27 protein-coding genes and 3 tRNA genes are annotated in these 25,965 nt (G+C 62.3%); 11 read left to right on the top strand and 19 right to left on the bottom strand.

The genetic code is table 11. The annotated features are described in order from the left end of the window. Positions 1-57: 57 nt before the first annotated feature. Both CYJ07_RS13855 and thpD read right to left on the bottom strand, forming a co-directional pair. Positions 58-723, bottom strand: coding sequence for a fumarylacetoacetate hydrolase family protein (locus tag CYJ07_RS13855; RefSeq protein WP_104204302.1), 666 nt, complete (start codon positions 721-723; stop codon positions 58-60). 107 nt (positions 724-830) lie between these two features. Next, positions 831-1,823 carry an ectoine hydroxylase gene (thpD, locus tag CYJ07_RS13850; RefSeq protein WP_104204301.1) on the bottom strand — a complete coding sequence of 331 codons (993 nt, stop codon included), beginning with the start codon at positions 1,821-1,823 and terminating at the stop codon, positions 831-833. Between the two features lie 268 nt (positions 1,824-2,091). Here thpD and CYJ07_RS13845 point away from each other — a divergent pair, with 268 nt between their 5' ends. Beyond that, positions 2,092-2,637: a YqhA family protein gene (locus CYJ07_RS13845; RefSeq protein WP_104204300.1), complete on the top strand. Its 546-nt coding sequence runs from the start codon at positions 2,092-2,094 to the stop codon at positions 2,635-2,637. 328 nt (positions 2,638-2,965) lie between these two features. On the opposite strand, the gene CYJ07_RS13835 is transcribed toward CYJ07_RS13845, so the two are convergent. Continuing rightward, the gene (locus CYJ07_RS13835; protein ID WP_104204298.1) at positions 2,966-3,946 is read right to left on the bottom strand and encodes an MBL fold metallo-hydrolase; all 981 of its coding nucleotides are present in this window, start codon (positions 3,944-3,946) and stop codon (positions 2,966-2,968) included. A gap of 98 nt (positions 3,947-4,044) precedes the next feature. Between CYJ07_RS13835 and CYJ07_RS13830 the strand changes: the two genes are divergently transcribed. Further along, positions 4,045-5,010 carry a LysR family transcriptional regulator gene (locus CYJ07_RS13830; RefSeq protein ID WP_104204297.1) on the top strand — a complete coding sequence of 322 codons (966 nt, stop codon included), beginning with the start codon at positions 4,045-4,047 and terminating at the stop codon, positions 5,008-5,010. A gap of 115 nt (positions 5,011-5,125) precedes the next feature. Here the strand turns inward: CYJ07_RS13830 and CYJ07_RS13825 are convergent, their stop codons facing one another. Next, positions 5,126-6,049, bottom strand: coding sequence for a LysR substrate-binding domain-containing protein (locus CYJ07_RS13825; RefSeq protein WP_104204296.1), 924 nt, complete (start codon positions 6,047-6,049; stop codon positions 5,126-5,128). A gap of 93 nt (positions 6,050-6,142) precedes the next feature. Here CYJ07_RS13825 and CYJ07_RS13820 point away from each other — a divergent pair, with 93 nt between their 5' ends. Together CYJ07_RS13820 and CYJ07_RS13815 are read left to right on the top strand one after the other, a co-directional pair. Next, complete coding sequence (locus CYJ07_RS13820; protein ID WP_197038370.1) at positions 6,143-7,063, top strand: DMT family transporter; 921 nt, start codon at positions 6,143-6,145, stop codon at positions 7,061-7,063. A gap of 182 nt (positions 7,064-7,245) precedes the next feature. Beyond that, positions 7,246-8,139 (top strand): alpha/beta fold hydrolase, encoded by an 894-nt coding sequence (locus CYJ07_RS13815; RefSeq protein WP_104204294.1) that lies wholly within the window; start codon positions 7,246-7,248, stop codon positions 8,137-8,139. Between the two features lie 185 nt (positions 8,140-8,324). Here CYJ07_RS13815 and CYJ07_RS13810 read toward each other — a convergent pair whose 3' ends face one another. From CYJ07_RS13810 to CYJ07_RS13775, 8 genes are all read right to left on the bottom strand, one after another. Further along, positions 8,325-9,107, bottom strand: a complete 783-nt coding sequence (locus CYJ07_RS13810) for a Crp/Fnr family transcriptional regulator (RefSeq protein ID WP_231489638.1) — start codon at positions 9,105-9,107, stop codon at positions 8,325-8,327. 353 nt (positions 9,108-9,460) lie between these two features. After that, positions 9,461-9,536, bottom strand: a tRNA-Thr gene (locus CYJ07_RS13805). Positions 9,537-9,580: 44 nt separating this feature from the next. Further along, positions 9,581-9,655: transfer RNA gene (locus CYJ07_RS13800), tRNA-Gln, on the bottom strand. Between the two features lie 6 nt (positions 9,656-9,661). Continuing rightward, positions 9,662-9,737 (bottom strand) — tRNA-Phe (locus tag CYJ07_RS13795). A 90-nt stretch (positions 9,738-9,827) separates the two neighbouring features. Further along, on the bottom strand, positions 9,828-10,100 hold the full coding sequence (locus tag CYJ07_RS13790) for an oxidative damage protection protein (RefSeq protein ID WP_104204293.1): 273 nt from the start codon (positions 10,098-10,100) through the stop codon (positions 9,828-9,830). A gap of 43 nt (positions 10,101-10,143) precedes the next feature. Next, positions 10,144-11,235: an A/G-specific adenine glycosylase gene (mutY, locus tag CYJ07_RS13785; protein ID WP_104204292.1), complete on the bottom strand. Its 1,092-nt coding sequence runs from the start codon at positions 11,233-11,235 to the stop codon at positions 10,144-10,146. A gap of 81 nt (positions 11,236-11,316) precedes the next feature. Continuing rightward, entirely contained in the window at positions 11,317-13,665 is a 2,349-nt protein-coding gene (locus CYJ07_RS13780; protein WP_104204291.1) for an AsmA family protein, read from the bottom strand. Next, positions 13,665-14,117: a GNAT family N-acetyltransferase gene (locus CYJ07_RS13775; RefSeq protein ID WP_104204290.1), complete on the bottom strand. Its 453-nt coding sequence runs from the start codon at positions 14,115-14,117 to the stop codon at positions 13,665-13,667. Before CYJ07_RS13775 ends, CYJ07_RS13780 begins: the two co-directional genes overlap by 1 nt. Before the next feature lie 175 nt (positions 14,118-14,292). Between CYJ07_RS13775 and hisB the strand changes: the two genes are divergently transcribed. From hisB to hisF, 4 genes are all read left to right on the top strand, one after another. Then, positions 14,293-14,886 carry an imidazoleglycerol-phosphate dehydratase HisB gene (gene hisB / locus CYJ07_RS13770; RefSeq protein ID WP_104204289.1) on the top strand — a complete coding sequence of 198 codons (594 nt, stop codon included), beginning with the start codon at positions 14,293-14,295 and terminating at the stop codon, positions 14,884-14,886. Between the two features lie 30 nt (positions 14,887-14,916). Beyond that, positions 14,917-15,558, top strand: a complete 642-nt coding sequence (gene hisH / locus CYJ07_RS13765) for an imidazole glycerol phosphate synthase subunit HisH (protein ID WP_104204288.1) — start codon at positions 14,917-14,919, stop codon at positions 15,556-15,558. 87 nt (positions 15,559-15,645) lie between these two features. Continuing rightward, positions 15,646-16,404 (top strand): 1-(5-phosphoribosyl)-5-[(5-phosphoribosylamino)methylideneamino]imidazole-4-carboxamide isomerase, encoded by a 759-nt coding sequence (hisA, locus tag CYJ07_RS13760; protein ID WP_104204287.1) that lies wholly within the window; start codon positions 15,646-15,648, stop codon positions 16,402-16,404. Positions 16,405-16,407: 3 nt separating this feature from the next. Continuing rightward, positions 16,408-17,181 (top strand): imidazole glycerol phosphate synthase subunit HisF, encoded by a 774-nt coding sequence (hisF, locus tag CYJ07_RS13755; RefSeq protein ID WP_104204286.1) that lies wholly within the window; start codon positions 16,408-16,410, stop codon positions 17,179-17,181. A 90-nt stretch (positions 17,182-17,271) separates the two neighbouring features. Here the strand turns inward: hisF and CYJ07_RS13750 are convergent, their stop codons facing one another. Then, positions 17,272-17,862: a YjaG family protein gene (locus CYJ07_RS13750; protein WP_104204285.1), complete on the bottom strand. Its 591-nt coding sequence runs from the start codon at positions 17,860-17,862 to the stop codon at positions 17,272-17,274. A 64-nt stretch (positions 17,863-17,926) separates the two neighbouring features. Next, positions 17,927-18,220: an MGMT family protein gene (locus CYJ07_RS13745; protein ID WP_104204284.1), complete on the bottom strand. Its 294-nt coding sequence runs from the start codon at positions 18,218-18,220 to the stop codon at positions 17,927-17,929. A gap of 47 nt (positions 18,221-18,267) precedes the next feature. Here CYJ07_RS13745 and CYJ07_RS13740 point away from each other — a divergent pair, with 47 nt between their 5' ends. After that, positions 18,268-18,963 carry a type 1 glutamine amidotransferase gene (locus tag CYJ07_RS13740; RefSeq protein ID WP_104204283.1) on the top strand — a complete coding sequence of 232 codons (696 nt, stop codon included), beginning with the start codon at positions 18,268-18,270 and terminating at the stop codon, positions 18,961-18,963. A 7-nt stretch (positions 18,964-18,970) separates the two neighbouring features. On the opposite strand, the gene mnmH is transcribed toward CYJ07_RS13740, so the two are convergent. The 5 genes from mnmH to CYJ07_RS13715 form a co-directional block, all read right to left on the bottom strand. Beyond that, on the bottom strand, positions 18,971-20,092 hold the full coding sequence (mnmH, locus tag CYJ07_RS13735) for a tRNA 2-selenouridine(34) synthase MnmH (RefSeq protein ID WP_104204282.1): 1,122 nt from the start codon (positions 20,090-20,092) through the stop codon (positions 18,971-18,973). Beyond that, positions 20,089-21,126, bottom strand: coding sequence for a selenide, water dikinase SelD (selD, locus tag CYJ07_RS13730; protein ID WP_104204281.1), 1,038 nt, complete (start codon positions 21,124-21,126; stop codon positions 20,089-20,091). Before selD ends, mnmH begins: the two co-directional genes overlap by 4 nt. Positions 21,127-21,180: 54 nt before the next feature. Beyond that, a complete protein-coding gene (radA, locus tag CYJ07_RS13725; protein WP_104204280.1) occupies positions 21,181-22,557 on the bottom strand; it encodes a DNA repair protein RadA in 1,377 nt (458 codons plus the stop codon). Positions 22,558-22,660: 103 nt separating this feature from the next. After that, positions 22,661-23,110, bottom strand: coding sequence for a copper resistance protein NlpE N-terminal domain-containing protein (locus CYJ07_RS13720; protein WP_104204279.1), 450 nt, complete (start codon positions 23,108-23,110; stop codon positions 22,661-22,663). Between the two features lie 111 nt (positions 23,111-23,221). After that, positions 23,222-24,118 carry an AEC family transporter gene (locus tag CYJ07_RS13715; protein WP_104204278.1) on the bottom strand — a complete coding sequence of 299 codons (897 nt, stop codon included), beginning with the start codon at positions 24,116-24,118 and terminating at the stop codon, positions 23,222-23,224. 120 nt (positions 24,119-24,238) lie between these two features. Between CYJ07_RS13715 and hisC the strand changes: the two genes are divergently transcribed. After that, on the top strand, positions 24,239-25,294 hold the full coding sequence (gene hisC / locus CYJ07_RS13710; protein ID WP_104204277.1) for a histidinol-phosphate transaminase: 1,056 nt from the start codon (positions 24,239-24,241) through the stop codon (positions 25,292-25,294). Positions 25,295-25,343: 49 nt separating this feature from the next. Next, on the top strand, positions 25,344-25,748 hold the full coding sequence (gene gloA2 / locus CYJ07_RS13705; protein WP_104204276.1) for an SMU1112c/YaeR family gloxylase I-like metalloprotein: 405 nt from the start codon (positions 25,344-25,346) through the stop codon (positions 25,746-25,748). Positions 25,749-25,965 lie beyond the last annotated feature (217 nt).

Genomic DNA, 25,965 nt, shown 5'->3' with positions numbered 1-25,965 from the left:
GCCCCCTCGGCCAGGCCGAGGGGGCGTGTACTTGGAAGCCGAGCGCTACTGAACTGTCTATTCCGCCACTCGGCCGCTGACCTCCAGGCCGCCGGTAAGAGTCAGGCGCAGACTGGCGCCGCGCGGCAACTCGCCTACGCCGGCAGGAGTGCCGGTCAGCACCACGTCGCCGGGCTCCAAGGTGAAGTGACGGCTCATCTCGGCCACCAGGGTGGGAACCGGGAATAGCATGTCGGCGCCCTCGCCGTGCTGGCGCAGCTCGCCGTTGATCTCCAGCTCGAAGGTCAGCGCGCTCCAGTTCGGTACCCGATCAAGGGGCAGGAAGTCGGTCAGCGGGCAGGCACCGTCAAAGGCCTTGGCCACCTCCCAGGGATGGCCCTTCTCCTTGAGGCGCGCCTGCAAGTCGCGCAGGGTCAGGTCGAGGGCCAGGCCGATGCCGACGATGGCCCGCTCGGCCTCGCTGGTGGTCGCATGGCTGAGCCGCTCGCCGATCAACAGCGCCAGCTCCGCCTCGTAGTGCACTTCTCCGCGCGTGAGCGGGGCCTCTAGGGGCTCATCGAAGCGTGCCGCGCTGGTGGCGGGCTTGATGAACAGCAGCGGCTCGCTGGGTATCGGGTTGTTCAGTTCCTTGGCGTGATCGGCATAGTTGCGGCCGACGCAGACGATCTTGCCAAGCGGATGAGGAAACGCCTGGCCATCAGTGAAACGGGGGACAAAGCGCATGGCGGGTCTTCTCCTTCTCGTTATGCGTGCCGCATCTCGACGACAAGGCTAACAGTCTACCGCACCATGCGCCCTGTTCCATCCACTCACCGCGCTCCGCGACGGGGTCAGCCTTGCGGTGCCCACGTCTCATCCGGCGTATGGGCCAGGAAGCTGGGACGCCGACGTCGTGCGGCGAAGGGCTCGGCGCAGGCATTGTCACGCCGGTTGTAGACGAAGAAGACATTGCTGCGCGGATCCGGCGACATGTTGGCGTTCGAGCCGTGCAGCGTGTTGCAATCGAACAGCAGCAAGCCGCCTGCGGCTCCCTTCGGCGCCTCGATACCGTGGTGCGCGACCAGCTCACGCAGCGCCTCGCGTCCGGGCACGCCGAACTCCTGGCGCTTGAGCGACTGACGGTGGTGATCGTCCGGCGTCTCGCCCAGGCACGGCACGAAGACCTTGTGCGAGCCGGGAATCAGCATCAGCGGGCCATTGAACTCGTGGTTGTGGGTCAGCACGATCGAGGCGCTGACGGCGTGCATGGCCGGCATACCGTCCTCGGCGTGCCAGGTCTCGAAATCGGAGTGCCAGCTGAAGCCCTTACCCTCGAAGCCCGGCTTGTAGTTGATCCGCGACTGATGCACATAGGCGTCGCCGCCGAGGATCTGGCGCACGCGGCCCACCAGGCGCTCGTCACGTGCCAGGGCGGCGAAACGCTCGGACAGATAGTGCACCGCGAACAGCGAGCGGATCTCCTGGCTGTCGGGCTCGGTGATGCTGAAATCGCAACCACGGAAGTCGTCGCGATTGAGCAGCCCGCTCAGCTCCCGACGCAGCTCGTCGAGCTCCTCTCCGCTGATGAAGCCGGGCTCGAACAGGAAGCCCTTGCGCTCGAACTCGTCGAGTTGCGCCTGACTAAGCGGCCCCTCCTCGGCACGGCCGCGCACCACACCCTCCTGGCGCTCCAGCCACAGGGTGTCGAGCGGCTTGGCAAGCCGAGTGGGATAGGGATCGCGCATGCGATCGAGCGTGTTGTCGACCTGGGCGGTCATGGTGTCGGCGCCGACATAATCGGTCGCCTGTTTCAGCTTACGGTTGGACGATGTCTTCACTGTCATCCAATCACCTCCTGTGTATCCGTGATCAGGTTCAGTCCCAACTCGTTCCAACGGCGTGCAGCCGTGGCGGCAGACTCCCAAGAGGAGCTTGCGCCGTAGATATGGCGATGCTGCGTTGCGCTTTCAAGAGCACCCCGAATCGCCTTTTCCAACATGGCACTGGTCGGGTTTGCCTTGCTACATTGGCGGCATTGGAGGAGCGGCTTGATGGGGCCACGGTGGACCACGATCACCCACCGCTCCCCGTCACCCCAGCCAGGAGACCGCCATGCCGACGACACCGGAGCCGCCACCGCCCCCCCAGGGGCGCTGGGAAAGACGATTTGAACGCTGGCTCTGGAGCAGCCGCTTTCTCGTGCTGCTGGCGGTCGTCCCCAGCCTGGCAGGTGCCTTTGCGCTCTTCGTCATCGGCACCATGGATATCCTCAAGCTGGTTCTCGCCACGGCCGAGTATTATCTCATCGGTAGCGGGCCAGACATTCACGATACCGTCGTACCGAGCGTGGTCATGGCCGTGGATATCTATCTGGTGGCGATCGTCCTGCTGATCTTCGGTCTTGGCGTCTATCGGCTGTTCGTTTCACCCATCGAGCAAGCCGAAGAGCATGCCACGGGACACCCCTTCAACGTTCAGTCCTTCGACCAGCTCAAGGACAAAATCGCCCGAGTCGTTATCCTCGCGGTAATCATCGAATTCTTCCGTGCCGTCGTGGACATTCGCTTCCAGACGCCGCTGGAGGCCATCTATCTGGCGTTGTCGGTGCTGGCACTGGCAGGTGCTCTCTACCTGATGAACCTTGCCCAGAAGCATTGAAGCCTGAAGACTTTTGTCTGGTTGCTGTGCCAGCAAAGGTGCTTCTGGAGAAAGCCGTGAGGAGACGTGCCGGAGCGGGACCTTGGTCTCAAAGCGGCATCAGCTGTGCAACTTCGACACAGCAGGCTTGAGCACAAATGACAGACCGGGAATCAGGTCGGCTCCAGTCAGAAGTGCAATGCAGAACAGCACCTGCGCCAGGCCAAGGCCGAATATCTGGGTTCTTAATGTCCAGAATTTTTCGGTCGCCTTTCGAAGCCGAACAGGGGCTGAAGAAGCCCGGCCTAAGTTGCCGGACTTCTTCGCAACTAGCCTACCATCAGAGCTTTTAAAGCGGCGTCTGGTAGTTGAGGGGCACCCAATCATAGTTATCGCTATCGCGACGTACGTGGCCAAGCCCAGGAAAGGCGATATGAGCACCACCTACTAAGTACTGTTCACGTGCAGCGTCTGCAAAGGCCGCCTGGCGACTTGCTATGGCCTGGGCCGAATCGATATCGAAATCGATAGCTATACCGGGGTCGTCGAACTGCAAGGCATCGCCATGGGTGATATCTCCCCAGTAGACGAAGGTTTCGCCTTGGCTTTCCACCACCAGCGCGCTGTGCCCTGGCGTATGGCCATTTCGAAGTACCGAGCGTACAACACCGGCAATGGGCGCGGCATTATCAGCAAAGGGCTTGAGCCTGTCCGATTCAATGTAGGGACTCAGGGCATTGCGAGCCTCACGAAACATCGGCTTCAACGCCTCGCTGGCCTTATCGGCTTGATCCCGAGATAACCAGAAGTCCAGCTCGCGTTGTGGTACATGCAGCGTTGCGTTAGGAAAGACAGATTGGCCATTCAAAACCAAGCCGCCGGAGTGATCAGTATGGATATGAGTCAAGACGATGTCATCGACCTGTTCGGGGTGATAGCCCGAGGCACGCAAGTTATCAGGAAGCCGGCCCAACTGTGGCCCCAGCAAGCTTCCAGTACCGGTATCGAGCAGTATCAACCGCTGCTGGGCATTCAATAGATATGCGTTGACGGATATATGCGTCGTGGGCAACTGGAAAATCTCAGCGAGCCTTTCTTCGACATGTTCGGGTAACGTATTTTTATAGAGCGTGTCTAGTGGCAAGTCGATAGTGCCATCCGAGAGTGCGGTCAGTTCGAAATTCCCGAGCATTTTACGATAGTATCCGGGAGCCTGCATGCCTGCCAGCGGAGCCCGAGCCAGTGCGTTAAACGGCATCACCGCGCCACCAAATAAGCCCAGTGCGGCACTAGCCAGCGAGCCTTTGAGCATCGAACGGCGAGTGATCATGAGATTCTCCTCAAGTAAAACGGCCCCGCATCGAGAGGCTTGCGATAGTGTCGTAAAAGGTATAATAAGTGAGGTCAACGAACCAATCGATACCAAGCATGCATACTATCGATCATTTCAATCTTCGTTCTTTTGATCTCAATTTGTTGATCGCCTTCGATGCGATGATGCAGGAGTTGAGCGTCACTCGCGCAGCCGCCAAGCTGCGTATCGGACAACCAGCTATGAGCCATAGCCTCTCGACATTACGGTTGTTACTGCAGGATGAGCTGTTCGTACGTGTCGGCCAGCGCATGCAGCCGACAGCGCGGGCACGGGCCTTGGCGGTGCCGATACGCATGGCTCTGCAACAGGCACAGTCCGCCTTGAGCGAGCGAGACAGTTTCTGCCCTGAGACCGAGCAACGCACCTTCCGTCTCGGCCTATCGGGTGAAATGGAATTATTGCTGTTGCCAGATCTGGTTGCTTGTATCCAGAGCACCGCTCCAGGTATTAAATTTCTGAGCCGTACGGCTACTCCCGGCACGGTCGACGCCATGCTCGATGCCGGCGAAATCGATGTGGCGATAGGTTGTTCGGATTATCTAGCCTCACGCTACCGGGGGGAATCGCTCATGGACGCCGAGGTCGCATGCTGCTTTAACCCCTCGCTCTTGCCTTTTCGAAACCCGCTCGATCGCGACACCTACCTCGGCGCGCGGCATGCCGTGCTATCACAAAGCGATAGCATTCATGGCTGCATCCGCGAGGCATTGGAGCATATCGGCGTTACGCTGGATGTGGTGATGGCGGCGCCAGACTTCATGCCGGTGCTATCCGCAGCTTCCCAGACAGCTTTGGTGGCAACCGTGCCGAGACGCATCGGTGAACGCTATGGACCTATGCTGGGGCTTCAGGTAAGCCCGGTACCGCTGGCTCTGAATTTTCCACCCGTCAATATGATATGGCCCGTGCATGTCGATAAGGACCCCAGCCTGGTCTGGTTGCGCGCCCAGATTCGTCAAGTCCTATCGGGGTTGGCTAGTGACCCGTCAGTCGCAGTGGCTGCATCGACACCGGTGTGAGCTTTCATTCCGAAGCACCACTGGTCGCCCTGTTTCGAATCACTGCAAGCGCCTGAATACACCGGTGATCTCGATGTGCCGTCGCTAGGCTCAAAGCAATCGCTCACAGCGGTCCTCATCCCCAGCATTTCGTTTCTTCGCCCAACTGTTCACGCAGCCAATCCAGTAATGCCTGACTGGCAACGCGGCGAGGCGCCCCCTTACGGGTATAGAGTGCGATGGCATCGTGCTGCGGCAGGCTCTCGTCTACCGGGCGGATCAGGTCACCACTCTCAATCAACCGCCGTGTGGTACGACGCCAGCCCAATGCGATACCGTGCCCGGCAATCGCCGCCTGCAGCAGCAGCGGATAGCTATCGAAGAACGCCCCCTCGTCCAGAGGAATATCGAAGCGGCCCATGGCCCGGAACCAACCGTCCCACTCCAGCCAGTCCGCCGGCTCGGCGTGATGATGCAGTAATCGATGGGTAAGCAGGGCATCGAGACTCAAACGGGTAGTAGCATCGCCCAGGTAGGCAGGGCTGCAGACCGGAAATATCTCGTCTTCAGCGGTTAACACCAACCGGTGGCTGCCGCTGGGCCTCCCGTTTGTTTGTAGGGCAACATCAAAAGTCCCTCCAAATTCGGTAACCGGTCGTGTCGAGGTGGCCAACTGGATCTCGACCTTTGGATGTCGACGATTAAAATCAGCCAGACGTGGCATCAGCCAATAGAATGCTTCGCATAACTGACAGAACAGCACCACATGATTATCGTCGGCATTACCCCGTATCGCCTGCGCGTTAGTGGCGATACTTTCTAATGCCTGTGAAACCGTACGGCCGAACTCTCGGCCTTCTCGGGTTAGATACACTCGACGGTTACGACGTTCGAATAGCGTCACACCAAGGTCTTCTTCCAGTGCACGAATCTGGCGACTAATCGCCGCCTGGGTCAGATGCAGCTCGTGTGCAGCACGTGAAAAGCTTTCAAGTCGAGCAGCTGACTCAAAAGGCCGCAGTGTGGCCAGTGGCGGCAATCCTCTAGCGTGTTTATCCATAACCTGAGCTCATGCATTGTGACACAGAAATCGTTTGTAGTGCTTATCGTGAGGCCGGCATGCTAAAGCGGAATGCACGTCAGGAATCACGCAATGGAGCCTGCTCCCAAGCAAGACGATAACGTGCTCCAAGGCATAATGCTCATCTTGGGGGCCGTTTTTCTGCTCGCCTTAGCTGATGCTCTGGTTAAGTATCTCAGCGCAAAAATTTCGCTGTGGCAACTCTACGTGCTTGCTTCGCTAGTCTCGACGCCCACATTGATCGGGTTGATCACCGTTCGTTCAGACGTCCGATTCGGTGTCGAATCACTGAGTTGGGTCGCCGTGAGGAGCCTACTTCTACTGCTGATGTGGATCGCCTATTACGCCGCCTTGCCATTGATCCCTCTATCCGTGGCGGCCGTCGCCATCTACACAACCCCTTTGTTCATCGCCATCCTGGCTTCCATGGGGACAGATGAGTTCCTTTCACGCCGGGGTTGGGTCGGCATTACTTTCGGTTTTCTGGGGGTCGTGATGGTGTTGCGGCCAGGCGGCGATGCCTTTGCCACAGCCTCCCTGTTACCCGTCATGGCGGCATTGCTGTACGCCTTGGCGATGGTAGCCACACGCCGTCATTGTCAGAGGGAACATCCTTTGTTGCTAGCGCTAGGGCTGAATTTGGCTTTCTTGGGTGCAGGCAGCTTCTTCAGCGCAGTGCTGGCCGTCGCCGAGACTGCGCATCTCGCCGAACATGCTCCCTTCCTGCTCTCTACTTGGCAACCGATCGGCCCCCAGGATTTTTTTATCGTGGCAGCATACGCATTATTGCTCGTCACTGTGAATACGGCCGTGGCCAAAGCCTATCAAGTCGCCCCATCGGCCTTGATCGGAACTTACGATTACGCTTATCTGATATTTGCTTGTTTCTGGGGTTACCTGCTTTTCAATGAAGTACCAGATGTCATGACCTGGTTAGGCATGAGCATGATTGTGTCAGCCGGCATACTGATATTATGGCAGCAGCTCATCTGAGTCGACTGAACTGACTTGTTATCTTTCAAATTCGCATGTCTACGGGCGGCATGATCCCCATTCGCAAAAAGCTTGAGCGAAATTTATGAAGCCGGTTCTTGATGCATGGCGAATCTAGACGATACTGTATGGGAGATGACGTTTACTCAAGAAGTAAACCGCAACCAACATAGGAAAAAGCGATGCCTGCACATGATAAAATTGAGCTCGGCGGCAAAATATTTACACACTCGATGGTTGATGCTGAGGGCATTCGCTTTCACACAGTTTCAGGTGGACAAGGTTTTCCCGTTCTACTGATGGCCGGCTTCCCGCAAAGCTGGTATGCATGGCGCCGGATCATGCCGCTACTTTTCGATCATTTCCATGTGGTTGCGATTGACCTTCCTGGCCAAGGAGATTCTGACAAGCCGCTGGATGGCTACGATACGCAAACAACTGGCGATCGCGTCCATGCATTAGCAAAAAAGCTTGGATTCGAGCGCTACCATATCGGCTCGCATGATATAGGCTCTTGGGTGGCTTATCCCTATGTCGCGCGCTTTTCCAACGAGGTAGACCGGCTTGTGGTGCTAGACGCCAACATACCGGGAGTAACGCTGAAATCGACAATCGATGTTGGCCCGCATAGCTGGAAAGCTTGGCATTTCTTCTTCCATCAAGTAGTCGATCTTCCTGAAGTATTGATCACCGGCCGCGAGCGAAGCTATATAGAGTGGTTTTTTCATAGAAAAACTTATAATCCAGCAGGCACTTTCACGAAGGCTGATATTGATGAATATGAACGAGTTTATAAACAGCCCGGAAATTTACGAGGCGCGCTAGAATATTACCGATCAATATTAGACGACATTGAACAGAACAAAACATTAGCAACGAAAAAACTCGATACTCCGATTCTTGCGCTAGGCGGGGATACAGGCATGTCCCCGAACATCTTCGAAGCCATGAAACCGCTAGCGAGTCACATCGAAGGCGGAATTATTCGTAATTGCGGACACTACATGCCTGAAGAGCAGCCAGAAGAGATCGGCACAAGGATGATTGAGTTCTTTAAAAAGAATGCAAATTTCTAAGTACCAGAGCCGAAGCAGAATGGCCAACCAGGTCGAGGCTTAGGCACTTTCATGATGGCGGCAGTGCCTAGCATTCTTACCGCTCATAAATTATAAAGCGCCCTAGGCTGAACTGGCCACGGAGCCGGCTCGGCGGGTCCGGTCATCTATAGGCAGCGAACCGTCGCTGGTCCCGCATCGGCCACTTACAACGCCGCCGCCTTTGGCTGGGGGGCGGGCCTAAAGCCTGCTGCAGCGTTCACCCCCAGGTGGAGATAGAAAGGGTCGAAGTCGCCTGCATTCACCAACTTCGCCCAGTCAGGGACGGCCAGATGCATTCTCCTGGTCTGGATCAGCCCATCCTCACGAAGAGCCTTGAGTGCACGACTCATGTGGACCGCGCTGATACCAGTCGCGTCCGCCAGGTTAGCCTGCGTGATGGGGAAATCGAAGGCGCTGTTCTCAACAAGCCCCACCGCCTTCAGTCGCACCAGGAACTCGCAGAGAAGATGTGCGACCCGTGTATAGGCATCGCGACGCCCGACATTAACTACCCACTCCCGCAAGATCGAGGCATCCACCAGCGTCTCGCGCCAGAAGGCGGCGGAGAGGCGCGGATGACGCTCACATATACGTCGCAAATCGTCGAGTTGGAAGAACCCAACCTTGCAGGGGCTAATCGAGGCGAAACTGCAATCAATGCGCTTCAGGTGCAGGGTTTGCAGGTCTGGGGCGTCACCGGGTATATGCAGGGCCACGATTTGGCGAACACCATCGGCTGTCAGCTTATAGCTGCTGGCAAAGCCCTCCAGAACCAAGAAGGATTGAAGCGGACATTCACCGATATGTACGATGTCCTGATTGGTCTTGAGCACTACGACTCGCATTGGCAAGTCGTGTAGCGCCTGCCTCTCCTCGCCGGTCAGGGTGAATACACCTTCCAATTTGAGGATCATCAGGGCGCTGAGAAAATTAGGGTCGACCGTCAAGCTTGTGCTCCATATCCAAGGCAGGAATGGAGCATTTCATTGCTACAGTGTCTCTGCTTGTGACTCGAACCTCATCGTAGACGCATCTAGGCGTCTTGCCACATAACATACGTTATGCCTTGGATAGTAGTGCCGCACCCGAATTGTTACTTTTCTCTCAATGCCTTGCCCTCTGTGCCAACGTTGCTGCTGGCTCAATCCACTCCCAAGGTGACGATCGTAAGAACAGCTCCAGCATCAGAGGTCGAGAAGGCAAAAAGCTCGGCGATATGGAGTTTTACGCTTGCACAAAAAAACCGCCTTCAAGGGCGGTTTTAAATCACTGCAAGTGCCTGAAATCCCGAAGGTCTAGATGGTGCCGGCACCAGGAGTCGAACCCGGGACCTACTGATTACAAGTCAGTTGCTCTACCAACTGAGCTATGCCGGCTCGGGACCGATCCAGGCGAACTGCAGATCGGATAGGGGTTGGCGTGGCTGGGGTACCAGGATTCGAACCTGGGAATGCCGATACCAAAAACCGGTGCCTTACCACTTGGCGATACCCCAGCATTGTGGTGGCCAGAGACGGAATCGAACCGCCGACACGGGGATTTTCAATCCCCTGCTCTACCGACTGAGCTATCTGGCCGCTGCCAACGGTGCGTATTAAACAAGATTCGCCCCGCAGCGTCAACCCTTTCGTTTCATGCAGATGGCGGGTAAGCGTCGGCCCGGAGGCCTAGTCCTGGGGCGGTACGTAGCCTTCCGCCTGGTCGGTCTCACGGTTGTCGAGGAAGCGTTCCATCTGCTCGTTGAGATACGCTCGCGACTCGGGATCGAGCATGTTGAGGTGCTTCTCGTTGATCAGGCGGGTCTGCAGCGCTTGCCATTCCTCCCAAGCCCGCTTCGATACGTTGGCCTGGATCTCCTGCCCCTTCTTGCCGGGAAGCGGCGGGAACGGCAGGGCCTCGAGCTCCTGCTGGTACTTGCGACAGAATACAGTACTGCTCATGGACGAACTCCTCATCACGAAATGCAAGCGGTCGGCAACGTTCTCATGGTCCCTCGGAAGCGGCCAGGGCGAAAGGAGCCAGTGACGCCAGCAGAGCCTTGACCGGCGCGGCCAGACCAAGGCGCGGGGGATTGGCCGGATCGTACCAGCATCGCGTCTCACCGATCGAATCGAGTCCATCGACGCGAGCCGGCTGCGGCGTGATCTCCAGTCGAAAATGACTAAACGTGTGGTGAAAGGCCGGCCACGCCGGATCGAGCTCGGCGGCAGGTGCGTGGACGTCGAGCCAAGCACGCAGCGTTGCCGGATCGTCGAACTGCGGCAATCCCCACAGCCCACCCCATAACCCGCTGGCGGGGCGCTGTTCGAGCAGTACCCGACCGTCGGCATCGCGTAACACCAGCATCCGGGTAGTGCGCGTCGGCAACGCCTTCTTCGGCTTGGCCTCGGGGAAGCGGCGCTCCTCTCCACGGGCGTGGGCCACGCAGACGTCGGCGAACGGGCAGCGTCCACACTCGGGCGTCCCGCGGCGACACAGGGTCGCGCCGAGATCCATCATCGCCTGGGTATAGTCGACAACGCGTGCGTGCGGCGTGTAGTGCTCGGCCAGCGCCCACAGTCGCCGCTCTACCGCCGGGCGCCCCGACCAGCCCTCGACGGCGTGCAGGCGAGTCAGGCTGCGCTTGACGTTGCCATCGAGAATCACCGCCCGGCGCCCGGTGCTCTGGGCGACGATTGCCCCCGCGGTGGAGCGCCCGATGCCGGGCAGCGCGGCCAGGGCATCGAGGCTCGCCACCGGCAGTTCGCCGGCGTGCTCCGCCATCACCTCGCGCGCGGCCCGGTGCAGGTTACGCCCGCGCGCGTAGTAACCAAGCCCGGTCCACAAGTGCAGGACCTCGTCCTGAGGGGCCGCGGCCAGGTCGCCGAGCGTGGGAAAGCGCGCCATGAAGCGTTCGAAGTAGGGAATCACCGTGGCGACCTGGGTCTGCTGCAGCATGATTTCCGAGACCCACACCCGGTACGGGGTGCGCTGTCGCTGCCAGGGCAGGTCATGGCGGCCATGCCGGTCGAACCACGCCAGCAGGCGCTGCTGGAACGCTTCCGGCGCGAGCACGGGCGTGGGCATCTCGCTCATCGATTATCCTTGCAAAAAAGCCGGCCTTGCGAAAAAAAGCGCCGACTCGGGAGTCGGCGCAGGGACTGGCTTACTTGGTACTCACTCCAACAGACCGCGCAGGGCATCACGAAGTTCCTTGCCGGCGTCGTTGCCCAGACGCTCCTCGAGTCGTTCCAGGGGACGTTCGAGCCGACGCTCTAGCTCGTCGCCGGCGCGGCGGCCCACTTCATCACGCAGCAGCTCGGCCAATGCGGCCTGGAACGCCTCGCGATCGAAGCGACACCATTCGTCGCTGTCGCCGGAAAGCTCGCCGCTGCAGCGTACCGGCAGGGGCACCCGCTGTAGCCGCGGATTCACCGGGCAGGCAGCGTCGGCCCCGTCGACGAAGCGCGCCGCGGTGCGCAGATCAAAGCGCTCGCTGCCCAGATCCAGCTCGCCGCTTCCCCCCATCTCGATTCCGGGGAGGGTCACCAGGATATCGTCGCTGCGTGCCACGCCGTCGCGGATGCGCAGGCTGGCTTCAGCTCGCTCGAAGCGCGTATCGGCACTCCAGTCACGGCTCGTCTCGCGCCCCTCGATCGTCGCCGCCAGCGTGCAGAGTTCCTGCGAGACGTTGACATCGAATACGGCGCCCTCGTCGATGCGCCCGGCAAGCGTACCGTTCAGGTTGCGCTTCAGCGCCGGCCAGGTGTTTTCGCGCGACTCCAGTTCACCCTCGAGAGAGAGGCGTCCACGCAGCGGCGCCGGGCTATCGTCTTCGGTCAACGCCTGGATCAGTGGTTCCAGCTGCACCCGCGACAGGTTCGGTTCGAACTGCCAGCGGATCGGCTCGCGGGTCAGATCGAGTGCACCGGAAGCGCTCAACTCGCCGTCATAGAAGGCCGATTCGAAACGCTCCAGTCGCTGTCGCCCTTCAGCACCGGATAGCGCCACCCCCACCTCGGTGAAGTCGAGCCCGTTAAGCTGCAGCCGCGATAGCTCGAGGCTTCCGTCCAGGCTCAGCTCCGCCAGCCATTCGGCCGGCACCAGCGCTGCGGGATCGTTGGCCATGGCGCGCTCGATCCCGAACAGACTGCCCCGCGCCGCACTCTGTTCGGAAGGGGCGTCGGTCAATAGGTAGCGATCCAGGTCGAGGCTGTCGCCTTGCAGTTCGAAATCCAGCATCCTTCCATCGAAGCCCATGCCCAGGCGCCCTGTAAAGGTACTGTCGTCGAGTACCAGCGTCAGTCCCGCCAACTCGATGTGCTCCAGGTCGCCGCGGACCGGGCTGGTCAGAGCCACGTCGGTGAGTGCCCCGTCCTCCGCCATCGACGGCGCCTCGCCCAGGCGCGCAAGCCACGGCCTGAGGGACAGCGGCGCCAGGCTAAGCTGGCCGCTGTAGCTCGGCGCGCTGCCGAGGCCGGTCAGATTGAGATGCCCGCTCAAGCGCAGCCCGTCGGGGCCGGTGAGCTGCAGATCGCGCAGTTGCGCCGCTCGCTCCTCCAGGTCGGCATCCAGCGCCAGGGCGAGAGTCAGGGGCAAGGGGTCTTCGCCCAGCGCCGGGTGCCGCAGTCCGGCTTCGAGGCGGCCTTCCTGCAGTTGCAGGCGCTGCTGGGACAGATCCAGGATGAGCTGCTGGCCGGTCAGGTCCGTCTGCTGCCGACCTTCGACTCCCCTGAAGAAGGTGGCGGCGCTCAGCTTCGGCGCCTCCATGACGTAACGTCGCTCGGCCAGCGCCAGGCGCATTCGTCCCTCCAGGTTGATATCGCTGGCCAGTGCCGGCTTGCGCTCCAGCTCGCGCCAGTCAAGGCGGTCATAGGACTTCAGGCGAAAGGAGCTTCGCAGTGGGAAGGCGCGCTGCGGATTGACGTTGGAACCCGACAGGCCCACCTCCTCGAGCAACCACTCGCGCCCGGCCGCCCGGTCGCGATAGCGAACCGCCCCGTTGCGTATCTGCACGCTGGCGATGTTGAGGGCCACGGTCAGGTTGCCGCCCTCCAGGCTGGGCCCCGCACTGGCCGGCGCTAGGGCGGATTCGGCGCCTTCACGGCGTTCGTCGAGACGCTGCAGCAGGGTTTCCCAATTACCTCGCCCCTGCTCGTCGCGTACCAGGCGCAGCTCCATGCCATCCAGCATCAGCCCCTCGATGGCGATTTCGCCGCGCAGCAGCGGCGCAAAGGCGAGACTGACCTCGGCATGCTTGAACGCCAGGAAAGGCGGTTCGCCCTCTTGCTGCTCCGGCAGGCGACCTTCCGCCTCCTTCACGCTTACGCCCAACCGCGGATAGAACGACCAGGAGAGCGGCCCGTCCAGGGATAGCTCCAGGCCGCTGTGCTCGCGAACCACTTCGACCAGCCTCGGCTTGAAGTCTTCGGGATCGAGGAATGTCGTGACGTAGACCACGGCCGCCACCACCACGACGCCCAGGACCCCGATGGCGGCGAGCAGCGTTTGAAACAGTCGCTTCATTATGTACCGCCTCCTTGCAGCGGTGGTGCGAGCACGAAATAGTCGTCGGTAGCATGCGGACGATACCCCAGACGAGACAGCAGTAGTTGGTCGGCCACCGGTAGCTGCGAAGCGGGAGCGCGCAGCTCGAGACCACGGGCGTGGGCGGCCTTGGCAACCAGCGCCAGCAGCCGCGAGCCCACTCCGCGCCGGCGAGTGGCCTTGCGCACGCATAGCTCCGACAGCCACCAGGCCTGTTCGTCGGCCCTCACCGCGACCGCCCCCAGAAGACGGTCGTTGAAACGCGCGCAGCCAAAGAAATGCCCATCCTCGAGATGCCCATGGAGGAAGCCGTCCACAGGCATGGCGAGGCGTTCGGCGGGTGCATCGGCATAGATTCGCGCCAGATCTTGGCGCGTCTGGGCATCCGACGCCCAGACGGCCTTATCGACGAGGTGAAGCGTTACCGGCATGACGGTCTCCTGGGCGGCCGCGGCCCGGTGCCGCCGCTGTGATGGCGCATTGTAGCGGATGGGGGGGGCGATTCACTATAATGGACGCCCGATTACGGCAAGCACAGCGACTTGCCCGCCCGGCTCGCGTCCGGGCCCACCTCATGCGACGCGCGTCAGCGCGGGAGAGTTCGACATGTCCGAGCGAATCGCCACGGTCAGCCGTGATACTCAGGAAACTCAGATCACGGTCACAGTGAACCTCGATGGCGAAGGCCGACTGAACTGCGAGACCGGCGTTCCCTTCCTCGACCACATGCTCGACCAGGTGGCGCGCCACGGCCTGATCGACCTCGACATCAAGGCGGTGGGCGATCTGCATATCGATGATCATCACACCGTCGAAGATCTCGGCATCACGCTCGGGCAGGCCTTCAACCAGGCCATCGGCGACAAGCGCGGCATTCGCCGCTATGGTCATGCCTATGTGCCGCTGGACGAGGCGCTGTCTCGTGTCGTGATAGACTTCTCCGGTCGTCCCGGCCTGTTCATGGATGTCGAGTTCACGCGAGCCAGCATTGGGCGCCTCGATACCCAGCTGTTCTGGGAGTTCTTCCAGGGCTTCGTCAATCATGCACGGGTCACGCTGCATATCGATAACCTGAAGGGCTTCAATGCTCACCACCAGGCGGAGACCATCTTCAAGGCTTTCGGCCGCGCGCTGCGCATGGCCGTCGAGCCCGACCCGCGCATGACCGGGCAGATGCCGTCCACCAAAGGCTGCCTGTAACGCCGTCGACCGAACCTGAGAGGAGCCGCCATGACCATTGCCGTCATCGACTACGGAATGGGCAATCTGCACTCGGTTGCCAAGGCCTTGGAGCACGTGACCCACGAGCGCGTGGTCATCACGCGCGACCCGCGCCGCATCCAGGGCGCCACCCGCCTGGTGCTGCCCGGCCAGGGGGCGATTCGCGACTGCATGGGAGAGCTCGAGAGGACCGAATTGCGCGGGCTGGTGCAGGAGCTGCTGGCAAAGCAGAGCAAGCCGCTGCTGGGTATCTGCGTCGGTCAGCAGATGTTGCTCGATCATAGCGAGGAGAGCGGCGGCATTCCCTGCCTGGGTTTTCTGCCCGGCGAGGTGAAGCGCTTCCCCACCGACATGGTCGATGAGCACGAGCAGCGTCTCAAGGTGCCGCACATGGGCTGGAACCTGGTGTACCAGCATCATGCGCATCCGCTATGGAACGGCATCGATCAGAACGAGCACTTCTACTTCGTGCACAGCTACTACGTGGCGGCGAGTGACGACGCCTGCGTCTTCGGCACGACGCGCTACGGCCGCATCGACGCCCACGTGGCCATCGGCCGTGACGCCACCTTCGCCGTCCAGTTCCATCCGGAGAAGAGCTCTCGGGCCGGGCTCAGGCTGCTGGAGAACTTTGTCAGTTGGGAGCCCTGAATCGCGCCTGATCAATTGAACGCCTGAACTGCGCCATATAGCGAGCGCGCCGAGCCGAGCCGCAGACGGTACCATAGAGGACACGACATGCTGGTTATTCCCGCCATCGATCTCAAGGACGGTAAGTGCGTCCGACTCAAGCAGGGTCGCATGGAAGACGCCACCACCTACGGCGACGACCCGGTGGCCATGGCCGCGCGTTGGGTCGATGCCGGCGCCCGTCGCCTGCACCTGGTGGATCTCAACGGCGCCTTCGAGGGTGAGCCGATCAACGGCGAGGCCGTCACCGCCATCGCCCGCCGCTGGCCCCAGCTGCCAATCCAGATAGGTGGCGGCATTCGCTCCGCCGCAACCATCGAGCACTATCTGGAGGCCGGGGTCTCCTATGTGATCATTGGCACCAAGGCGGTCAAGGAGCCGACATTCGTCGGCGAGATGTGCCGCGCCTTTCCCGGCCATGTGATCGTCGGACTCGATGCACGCGATGGTTTCGTCGCCACCGACGGCTGGGCCGAGGTCTCCACAGTCAAGGCCACCGATCTGGCAAAGCGCTTCGCCGACGACGGCGTCTCCAGTATCGTCTATACCGATATTGCCCGCGACGGCATGATGAACGGCGTCAATGTAGAGGCCACCGCCGCGCTTGCCCGCGAAGGCGGGTTGCCGGTCATTGCCTCAGGCGGCGTGACCAACCTAGACGATCTGCGCGCCCTGGTAGACGCGGGCGAGCCGGGTATCCTCGGCGCCATTACCGGCCGTGCCATCTACGAAGGCAGCCTCGACGTGGCCGAAGGCCAGAAGCTGTGCGATGAACTGACTGCAGGGCTCGACCGAGCCGGGAGCTGAATCATGGGACTGGCCAAACGCATCATTCCCTGTCTCGACGTCGACGCTGGCCGCGTGGTCAAGGGCGTCAACTTCGTCGGCATCCGCGATGCCGGCGATCCGGTGGAGATCGCCCAGCGCTACAACCTTCAGGGCGCCGACGAGATCACTTTCCTCGACATCACGGCAAGCCACGAGGACCGCGATACGACGGTGGAGATGGTCGAGCGCATCGCTGGCGAGGTGTTCATTCCGCTCACCGTGGGCGGCGGTATTCGCACCTGCGATGACATCCGCACCATGCTCAACGCCGGCGCCGACAAGGTCTCGATCAACACCGCCGCGGTCACCAACCCAGACTTCGTGCGCGAGGCCGCCGAGCGCTTCGGTAGCCAGTGCATCGTCGTGGCCATCGATGCCAAGCGTGTCTCCGCCGAGGGCGAATCGCCGCGCTGGGAGATCTTCACCCACGGCGGACGACGCCCTACCGGACTGGATGCGGTCGAGTGGGCGAAAAAGATGGTCGAATATGGGGCCGGCGAGCTGCTGTTGACCAGTATGGATCGCGACGGCACCAAGGCCGGCTTCGATCTCGGCGTGACACGGGCGATCAGCGACGCCGTGACGGTGCCGGTGATCGCTTCCGGCGGTGTCGGTAGTCTCGATCACCTGGTGGCGGGCGTGGTGGAAGGCGGTGCCGATGCGGTGCTGGCCGCCAGTATCTTCCATTTCAGCGAGTTCACCATCCCCGAGGCCAAGCGCTACATGGCCGAGCGCGGGATCGAAATGCGCCTCTAAACCTCGAAACGGCAGCCTTCGAAACAGATGCCGACGAAAGCGCGAGTCCAGACGGCCCTAAGCCGATGAACCGCGCTTTTTGCTTTCGTCTCAATCGGTTGATAGTCCTAGGTTGCTCACGCCGTCGTTGCGTCCCAGGCGGCGCAACGCCTTGAGTTCATCGCGATCGAGCCGCCCCTCGGCCGCTTCCAGCACCGCATCCTGAAAGTCGTTTTCGTCCGTCATCAAGGGATGGTCCTTCACCAGTTCGGCGAGGCGTCGTGCATCCTCTTCGCCCTCGGTCAGCTCGATGTAGGCGCGAACCCCACCCTTGGAGGCACGACTGACTTCCAGTACCGCCCCCGGGGCATCGCCGCGCAGCGTATCGAGCAGCGATGCGAGCGCCACCGTTGCCTCCACGGCACGGCGGGCACCGAAGCTGTCGTCATCCGGCGGCGGCTCGAGGTCGGCGAGCTTCTCCGACTGCCGGTCGAAATCGATGCGTGCCTCGCGCACGCTCAGGTGCTCCCACACCAGATCGAGGATCGCGCGCAAGCCCGCCGGATCGCCGCGGCCAGTCATCTGCGCATAAAGCGCATAGTTGGGCAGCAACCGCTCACACAGCGCCGCCATGAAGGCCTGCTGCCGGCGTGGTGAAAGAGCCTGCAGCCGCTGATGAAAGCCCTCTTTCGGCTGGCTCATGAATTCTCCTCGTGAATCGGTGGTCAGAAGAAGGCGTGAAGTGAGCGGGATCGTGCCGCACGCCTCATGGCCAGAGTGCTTCCGCCGCCACGCGGCCGCGCGCGTCGAAATGAACGCCCTCGGCAAGCAGCCGCTGGCGCTGCTCGGGGGCACCGGGGTGGTCGGCCAGGCGTCGCGATGCGGTAAGCACGCGAAACCACGGCAACCCATGCCCGTCGGGCAACTCGCGCAGCGCGCGGGCCACCAGCCTGGGCGTGGCGCCGTCGGTCATGGCGGCGATACGCCCATAGGTCGTCACGCGACCCGGAGGTATCGCGGCGAGAATGGTCAGAATCTGTTCGCGCAGCGCCGGCTTCATGTACGCTGCCACTCCTCTTTTCGTGTTCCCTCAACGGCGAGGTTCCCATGCACCTGCACCTTCTTCAACACAGCCCGCATCATGGTCCGGGCCGCATCGCCGACTGGCTGACCAGCATGGGCCACAGCCATACCGTCTTCCACTTGCATGAGGGCGAAGCACCGCCCAGCCTCGCTGATGGCGACGCCCTGATCATCCTCGACGGCCCCATGCCTATCATGGACGACGCGCGTCACCCTTGGCTGAAGCGCGAGCGCAAGCTGATCGCCAGGGCGCTGGACGGCAACAAGCCGCTGCTCGGCATCGGCATGGGCGCCCGGCTGATCGCCGCCGAACTCGGTGCCATGGTAGGCCGCGGCACCTTCGCCGAAATCGGCTGGCACGAGGTGACGCTGGCCCCCGACAGCCCCTTCGATCTGCCCGAGCAGTTCATCGCCTTCATGTGGCATCGCGATGTCTTCGCCTTGCCCGAAGACGCCCTGCCGCTGGGCGGTAGCTCCGGCAGCCCGGTGCAGGGCTTCGCCTGGGACGCGGGGCGCGCGCTGGGGCTGCTGTGTCACCTCGAAGTCACCCGCGCCGACGTCAGCGAACTGCTGGCCAGCGACGAGCGTCCGGAAGGCAGCGAAACCAGCCCTCATGCCCAGTCCAGCGCAAGCATCCTGGCCGACAGCGTGCGTTTCGATCGCCTGGCGCCGCTGCTCGACCGCCTGCTCAGCCAGTGGTTACGCACCGCTCCCATGTGAGTCCGACTCAGGCCGGCTGCAACTGCCCCGTCTGGCGGCGCGAGATCTCCGTCGACCAGGCGCGGGCCACCTCCAGGCAACTCTCCCAGTCACCCACGTGCAGAAATCGGCCCGGATCGCGCTTCTCGAGCTGGTAGCGATACATGGGGTCGTAGTATTCGGTCAGCAACGGTGCCAGCCACGCCTCGTGCGCCTGGGGGTTGCCACGTTCATGCTCGCGAAAGGCAAGCTGCTGCAGACGCTGCAACCGGGCCAGCCGGGCATGGCCAAGGCGCTTGCGCAATCGCGACAGGGCGGTAGTCAGCTGCTTGCGCATCAGAGCCCAGCCCAGCCATTCACCGAACTGGTGACGGTAGATAGTCCATAGGTCGTCGATGTAATCCTTGTGGATCTGCGCCAGTCTCCAGTCCAGCGGCATCTCGACTCGCACCCGGGGAGCGCGCTCCATGGCCCGCCAGAAGGCGAGGGGTACGTTGGCGGCCCCGATATGGCGCGACTCGTCCTCGACGACCAAGGGGCCGGGCAGCGACAGCAACCGAAGCCCCATGGCGTGTTCGAAGTCGATCTGGCTGGGTGCGGGCAACGGATGGCGGCCGAAGGCCGAGCCCTTGTGGCGGGCGCATCCTTCGAGGTCGAGGCCGTTAGGCAGCGCCAGGATCAGCGCCGTCTTGGCGCAGCCGGTAAGCCCGCCGACCACCAGCAACGGCTGCTCGGCCGCCGCATCGATGCGTGCGCACAGTGCCTGGCGCATCGCCTTCCAGCCACCGCGGATGCGCGGCCGCTCCACCCCGCTCTCGGCGAGCCATTGCTGGGCGATCTGCGAGCGGAGTCCACCGCGAAAACAGTAGACGATGGCGTCGGGGTGGGCCTCGAGCGTACGCCGCCAGGCGTCGATGCGAGCTGCCCGAATGCCACCGCTTACCAGTCGCTGGCCAAGCGAAATGGCGGCCTGCTGGCCGCGCTGCTTGTACTCGATCCCGACCAGTCGCCGTTCCTCATCGTCCATCAGCGGCAGGTTGACCGCTCCAGGCAGTCCTCCCTGGGCAAACTCGACCGGAGCGCGCACATCGATCAGCACGCGCCCCTGCTGCAGCAGGGCGAGATCGGGCTCGACCAGCGTCGGGTTCATCCACGCACCTCGATGAGCGCCGGCCCCTCGGCCTTGACGATCTCGCCGAAGGGAACCAGCTCGATGCCATGCTCACGACCGATGCGCTCGACGTCGTCCTGCCATGAAGGATGCACGGAGAGCAGCAGCCCACCGGAAGTCTGCGGGTCGCACAACCACTGCCAGTGCGGCTCGTCCATGTCTTTCAACGCCGTGCCCAGCGCATCGTGGTTGCGATGCGTACCACCGGCCACAGCGCCACGGCGGCGGTAGGCTTCGGCTTCGGCCAGGCGCGGCAGGCGTCGGAAATCGATGCGTGCGGCCACGCCGCTCGCCTGGCACACCTCGCTCAGATGCCCCGCCAGGCCAAAACCGGTCACGTCGGTCATGGCATGGACCCCCTTCACCTTGGCCAGCGCCATGCCGATCAGGTTGGGCTTCAACATGGTCTCGCGGGCCAGATTCTGGTGGCCGGACTCGAGCAGCCCCTGCTTCTCGGCGGTAGTCAGAAACCCCACGCCCAGCGGCTTGGTCAGGAACAGCAGGTCGCCCACCTGGGCGCCCTTGTTGAGCTTGAGATGCTCGAGATCGACCAGGCCATTGACCGCCAGGCCGAAGATCGGCTCGGGGGCATCGATGGAGTGACCGCCGGCCAGGGCAAGCCCCAGCTCTCGACATACGCCTTGGGCCCCGGCGACCACGTCGGCGGCGATGTCGGGACCCAACTTGTCCAGCGGCCATCCCAGGATACCCAGGGCCAGTACCGGTTTGCCGCCCATCGCATAGACATCGCTGATGGCATTCGTGGCGGCGATGCGGCCGAAGTCGAAGGGGTCGTCGACGATGGGCATGAAGAAATCGGTAGTGGCGATCATGCCGCGTCCATCGCCCAGGTCATAAACGGCCGCATCCTCGCGGCCCTGGTTGCCTACGATAAGTCGCGAATGGGCTGCCCCCGGCCCGGCCTTGGCCAGGATCGCGTCCAGCACGTCGGGAGCAATCTTGCAGCCGCAGCCGGCGCCGTGGCTGTACTGAGTCAGTCGGATCGCGCTCATGTCGTTCTCCTTGGCAGTTCTCTAGGCATTCTACCGCAGCAGAGGTCCATTGCCTCATAGTGCCTCGAGGGCATCGGCCAGCTTGTCCACCGCAACGACCTCCATGCCCTCGGGGGTGCGCTTCGGGGCATTGCCCCGGGGCACGATGGCTCGGGTGAAGCCATGCTTGGCCGCCTCGACGATGCGCTCCTGCCCGCTGGGCACCGGCCGGATCTCACCCGACAGCCCCACTTCCCCGAACGCCACCAGCTCCCGCGGCAGAGGACGGTTCTGCAGGCTCGATACCACCGCCAACAGCACGGCGAGGTCGGCGCTCGTCTCCAGCACCTTGACCCCGCCCACCACGTTGAGGAAGACGTCCTGGTCACCTGTGAACAACCCGCCATGGCGATGCAGCACCGCCAACAGCATGGCCAGCCGGTTCTGATCGAGCCCCACCGCAACCCGTCGCGGGTTGCCCAGCGCCGACTCGTCGAGCAGCGCCTGAACCTCCACCAGCAGCGGACGCGTGCCCTCCCAGACCACCATCACCAGACTGCCCGGTGCCTGCTCTTCGGCGCGGGAAAGGAAGATGGCACTGGGGTTCTTCACCTCCTTCAGGCCATGCTCGAGCATGGCGAACACACCCAGTTCATTGACCGCACCGAAGCGATTCTTCTGCCCGCGCAGGGTACGAAAACGCGAGTCGGCGCCGCCCTCGAGCAGCAGCGAGGCATCGATCATGTGCTCCAGCACCTTGGGCCCGGCCAAGGTGCCATCCTTGGTGACATGCCCCACCAGCAGCAGTACGGTATTGGTCTGCTTGGCGAAGCGAGTCAGCACAGCGGCAGACTCACGCACCTGGGCCACGCCGCCGGGCGCCGAGGCGATATCCTCCAGGTGCATGGTCTGGATCGAATCGATGACGAGAATCTCGGGACGCTCGCGCTCGGCCACCGCCAGCACCGTCTCGACGCTGGTCTCGGCCAGCATCTTGAGTCCCTGGGTGGGCAGCTGCAGGCGATGCGCCCGCATCGCCACCTGGGAGAGCGACTCCTCGCCGGTGACGTAGAACACCTTGCGCGCCTGGGCCAGCTTGCAGGCGGTCTGCAGCAGCAGGGTCGATTTGCCGGCGCCGGGATGCCCCCCCAGCAGCACCGCCGAACCCGGCACCAGCCCCCCGCCCAGCACGCGGTCGAACTCGCCGAAAGTAGAGGAGAGCCGCGGCACCTCGGTCAGGTCGACGCTACCCAGGTCGACCACCTCCTTCGACAGGCCGCCGGCATAGCCGGAGCGTCCTGCCACGCCGGAGGACGCCGCACCCGGACGGGGTGCACTCAGTCGGACTTCGCTGAGGGTATTCCACTCCTGGCAGCTCGAACACTGTCCCTGCCACTTGCGATACTCCGCCCCGCACTCGGTGCAGACGAAGGCGCTCTTCGCTTTGGCCATGCCGGCCTCTCTCCCGCTGATTTCGGCGTCATTCTAACAGGCCACGCGTGCCCAGACGCACGAAGGCGGCCACTTGGCCGCCTTCGCTCGTTTCCACCAGACGCTATTGGCGCTGCAGTTGCAGGGCCTCGTTGTTCTGGAACCGGCGACGCTGGGGATCGATCAGTTCCAGGGTCTCTTCGTCGATACGCAGGAAGTAGTAGACCTGGCCCTCGCCGTCGGGGGTCAGTTCGTAGACGGTGGCATCCGGGTCGACGGCCGTGCCGCTGAGCACGTCCCAGTTGCCCGCATACTCTTCATCCGGCGGCTCCTGGGGGTGCTCACGGTAGCTTGCGCGCAGGTTGAAGGTACGCTCCTCGAGCGAGCTCTGCTCGTCACCGCGTAGCCTCACGTCAAGATCGATGCCCGCACAGTTACGGCAGGGCAGAGTACCTTGATACACCTCTTCGGCATCGTCCATTGCCATGTCGGCACTGTCGTCGGTCGGGCCGGCCGCGCAGCCGGCCAGTAAGGCCAGCATGGCCGAGCCAGCCAACAGGGTCCTTATTTGCATTTGCTCACTCCTAACCTATGGGTTTTGTCGCCATGAACCGATGTCAGCATGAGTCACAGCATAACCCCTAAGTGCTTAGGCAGACAGTCTGGCGCCTGATCGACGACATCTTCAGCCTGCAACGGGATAGACGCGCGTGAAGACCAGTGCCAATACGATGGGCATGACCACCAGACTGCCCAGGTTACCAATCAGCACCAGAGAGGCGACCTTGTGCGGCTCCTGCCGGTACTGTTCAGCCACTAGATAGTTGAGCACAGCGGGCGGCAGCGCGGCAAATACCCAGAGTGCCGCGGCCTGCAGTCCCGTCAGCTCCAGCCACAATATCATCGGAAATGCCAGGATCAGCCCCGAGAGCGGACAAAGCACCGCGCCCAGCAAACCGGTTTTCCAGTCGCCGAAATCGATGTCGAGCATGCGCACTCCCAGCGCGAACAGCATCAGCGGGATACAGACTCCGCCCAGCATATGCAACGCCTCGAGCAGCCAGCCCGGGAGCGGCACGCCGCTCAGGTTGATCCCGAGCCCCGCCAGGCTGGCCAGTACGATAGGCATTCTCAGCAGGCGCCACAGCGGCGTTTGCGGGCTCAGCATGTAGAGGCCGACCGAGAAGTGCAGCAGCATCTCGACGATGAAGACCACCACCGCAGCGGGCAATGCCGCCTCGCCGAAGGCAAGCACCAACAGGGGAATGCCCATGTTGCCTGAATTGTTGAACATCATCGGTGGCAGAAAGGTCTTGGGTTCGAGCTTCAGCAGTCTTACTAGCGGCCATAGCACCACGCCGGATCCCAGCACCACTATCGCTGCGCCGAATGCCAGGCCGGCGTATTCAGCCAGCGGGGCCTGGCGATCAGCCAATACGGCGAATACCAGCATGGGCACGAAAATTTCCATGTTGAGAGTATTCAGGCTGCGGATGTCGGGAGTACGAAAGCGCCCGTAGAGGGTGCCGCAGCCGGCAATCAGGAATACCGGCAGCAGGGTGGCGATGATCTGTGCGGTCATGAAGGATTCCGGGAGAGGGTTCGCTCGAAAGCGCCTAGGCTAGCACGCTCCCGGCTTGCGCGGTCAGGGCGCAGCGGTCAACATGGCCTGAGTCATGTGCCGACAGCCAAGCGAGAGACCATGAGCCAGTTCTGGAGCCCGGCGGTGCGCGAGCTGACGCCCTATGTACCGGGCGAGCAGCCGCGTGAGAAACTGATCAAGCTGAACACCAACGAGAACCCCTACCCGCCGGCACCCGGCGTCGAGGCGGTACTGCGCGACTATCCGGTCGATCACCTGCGGCTCTACCCCGACCCACAGTCCCTCGCCCTGCGTGAAGCGCTCGCCCGGGAGCATGGGGTCGAGCCGGCGCAGGTATTCGTCGGCAATGGCTCCGACGAAGTACTGGCATTGGCTTTTCAGGCCTTCTTCTGTCAGGCGCTTCCCCTGGAAATGCCGGCGATTACCTATAGTTTCTATCCGGTCTACTGCCGACTGTACCGGATCGAGCAGCGCACCCTGCCGCTGGACGATCGGTGGCGCATCGATTTGGATGCTTTCACCGAAGACAGCGCCGGCATCATCTTCGCCAATCCCAACGCGCCGACCGCCCACGGCCATTCGCGCAGCGCCATTGCCGGCCTGCTGGAGCGGATCACCCAGCAGGTCGTGCTGGTCGACGAAGCCTACGTCGATTTCGGCGGGGAGAGCGCCGTGCCGTTGATCGGCCGTTATCCCAATCTGTTGGTAACCGGCACCTTTTCGAAGTCACGCAGCCTCGCCGGCCTGCGCCTGGGCTACGCCATTGGCTCGCGCGAGCTGATCGAGGGTCTCGAGCGGGTCAAGGACTCTTTCAACTCCTATCCCATCGACAGCCTGGCCAGCGCACTCGGTATCGCCTCCTTGGAGGATCGTGGGCACTTCGAGGCCTGTCGTGAGAAGGTCATTACCACACGCCAGCGCACCGTCAGGCGACTGGAGGAGCTCGGCTTCGAGACGCTCCCCTCCCAGGCCAACTTCGTCCTGGTTCGCCATCCCCGGCACGATGCCGCCCAGCTGTTCGTCGGCCTGCGTGAGCGCGGCATTCTGGTGCGTCACTTCAATACCGAAGCGTTGCGCGACTTCCTGCGTATCTCCATTGGCACCGATGACGAGATGGACAGCCTGATCGAGACCTTCGAGGCACTCTGCCACTGATTCTATGTCGGGCGTCGCGTGACGCCCGGCTCGTCCTGAGATCACCCGTATGCCCACGTCTCCCCTTCCCCTGTCGGGCGTCCATCACATTGCGCTGATCACCGCCGATTACCCTCGCGCCAAGCGCTTCTATCTCGACGTGCTGGACGCCGAGATCATCAGTGAGACCTATCGCACCGAGCGGGATAGCCATAAGCTGGATCTGCGTCTGCCCGGCGGTATTCAGCTTGAACTCTTTTCCTTCCCCTCGCCACCGGCACGCCTGAGCTATCCCGAAGCTTGCGGCCTGCGTCACCTGGCCCTGGCGACGTGCGACCTGGATGCCTGCGTGGCCCTGCTCGAAGCCCGTGGAGCCTGCCCCGAGCCTATCCGGCTCGATGCCTTGACCGGAGCGCGCTTCACCTTCCTGAGTGACCCCGACGGCACACCCATCGAGCTTTACGAAGAGAAATGACAGGCAAAGAAAAGCCCCGCGTTCCTTCGAACACGGGGCTTTCTTGGAGGAAGGGCCGGGGCCGTTGGCCGGCCCTTCGACGGGCGGCGCTCCGCGACGCTCCCTGGAGGCCCTAAAACGGCGAAACCCCGACCAGTTGGCCGGGGTTTCTGAAGAGATGCCTGACGATGACCTACTCTCGCATGGGGAAGCCCCACACTACCATCGGCGCTGAGCG

The sequence above is a fragment of the Billgrantia saliphila genome (assembly GCF_002930105.1).
Classification (GTDB): Bacteria; Pseudomonadota; Gammaproteobacteria; order Pseudomonadales; family Halomonadaceae; genus Halomonas; species Halomonas saliphila.
Note: the sequence above shows the minus strand (reverse complement) of the source record. Positions and strands in the feature narration are given on the sequence as shown.